The organism is Haloferax profundi (genome assembly GCF_001469865.1).
In the GTDB taxonomy this organism is placed as follows: domain Archaea; phylum Halobacteriota; class Halobacteria; order Halobacteriales; family Haloferacaceae; genus Haloferax; species Haloferax profundi.
Map to the genome: position 1 here is coordinate 1 of NZ_LOPV01000024.1, position 1,591 is coordinate 1,591.

2 protein-coding genes are annotated in these 1,591 nt (G+C 53.8%); one reads left to right on the plus strand and one right to left on the minus strand.

Annotated features, from left to right (window positions below; all coding sequences use genetic code 11):
* Nucleotides 1-932: RNA-guided endonuclease InsQ/TnpB family protein (locus tag AUR66_RS01510; RefSeq protein ID WP_058570767.1), on the minus strand; the 932-nt coding region annotated here is incomplete at its 3' end.
* Between the two features lie 117 nt (nucleotides 933-1,049).
* On the opposite strand from AUR66_RS01510, the gene AUR66_RS20290 reads away from it, so the two are divergent.
* A partial coding sequence (locus AUR66_RS20290) for a tyrosine-type recombinase/integrase (RefSeq protein ID WP_231727715.1) occupies nucleotides 1,050-1,591 on the plus strand: 542 nt, incomplete at its 3' end.

Sequence of the window (1,591 nt, forward strand, 5' to 3'; positions counted from 1 at the left end):
TGACTCGTGTACGCCGCATCCACGAACTCGATGCGAATGCCGAGTGCTTCTGCTTTGTACCTCACGAACGAGATGAGCTTCCGGTGTGCCCACTGGTGGAACTTCTTCGCGTTCGGCATTCGGTCACGAATGTACGATAGGTCCTCGAACACGATGTGCGAACACTCGTGTTCGATGGCTTCTTCGACAATCGCGTTCGAGACCCTGTGGAGTTTGTCCCGCGAGTATCGTTCTTCGCGGTCGTCTCGACCAACGAGTGTGCGGTGAGCCGACTGCGTTCCAGCCTGTTGGAGTCTACCCCGGACGTGCTCGAATTGCTCGTGATCGTGAACCAATTTCTTCCCGGACTCGAAGTGAGCGGTGCTGGTGACGGCGAGGTGTTCGATGCCGAGGTCTACTCCGAGAACTGTTCTGTCCTCGGCAGGAGACTCGTCTTTATCGAATGGATTCGGTTTGCGAAACCCGAGGTGTAAGAAGTAGTCGCCGTCACGGGCGGTGAGCGTGCTTTCGGTGACACTCCATTCGTCGTCGTTCAGGAATTGGTACTGGTAGCCGTCGTCGTCTTCTGGAAGAACGAGTTCACACCGAACTCGATTCTTGATGGTGGTAAGCGAGACGGTGTTGTCTTCAAAGAGCGTCAGCGTGTTCGCGTCGTATTTGATCGTTGGACTCGTGAACTCTGGGCAGGAGACTTTGCGGCCGTTGTTTTGGAGTTCTCTGACGCCTGTGAGTGCGCTTGCGGCTTGGTGAGTGGCGAGTATCGCGTGTTGACTCCCGAGACGAGTTGCCTCGCGTATGTCGTCGTAGGAGAGTTTCTGGAGACCATATTTTGAGTCCTCATCTGCTTGCCATCCGATGTGGGATGCGAGAGTGGCTCCGTGTTGCCAGTCGCAAATCGTGGCTTCGAGCAAGTCAGCTTGTTCGTTGCTCACGGAGAGGCGAGTAATAGCTGTGCGTCTCAGGTAGTCGTCCACTCTATCTTCAAAGAGAGTGTATGGTTACTTAATAATATTTATATGGACTGTTGTCCGCATTCCTCCACGGGTCAGGTGATCCGTGGAATCCGCCTCGAATCTTTGAAGGTAGAAAAAGAGAAAGAGCATCGAAAGATCTCGCCCGAGGAGCTCCGTGAGATGGTGATGTCAGTTACGAACCTCCGTGCGCGAGCAATCATTCTCCTGCAGATGAAGTTGGGACTCAGAGCAGGGGAAGTAGCCAATCTTCGACTTGAGGATATCCACATGAACGATGCTGATTCGAGCACCGAATATTCCGAACTTGCAACTCATCCCGAATTGAGCTCCCGCCAGAATCTTGTCTACATACCATCCCGGGATGATCGACGAGGGAACAAGTCTGTGCGCCCACGACTTCTTCCACTCGATTCAGAGACACGCGCTACCCTCGACCGCTATCTCTTCGCACGTCCGGACAATGGCGAACCGTGGGTATTCCTCTCGAAGAAGAGTCACACCAAGCTCACGACGAAGGGAGTCAATCAGATCTGGAAGGACGCCTTTCATCCAGAATACGCTGAGACTGACGAGTATCGTGCGGTCACGAGTCACTTCGGTCGCCATCGATTCACGAC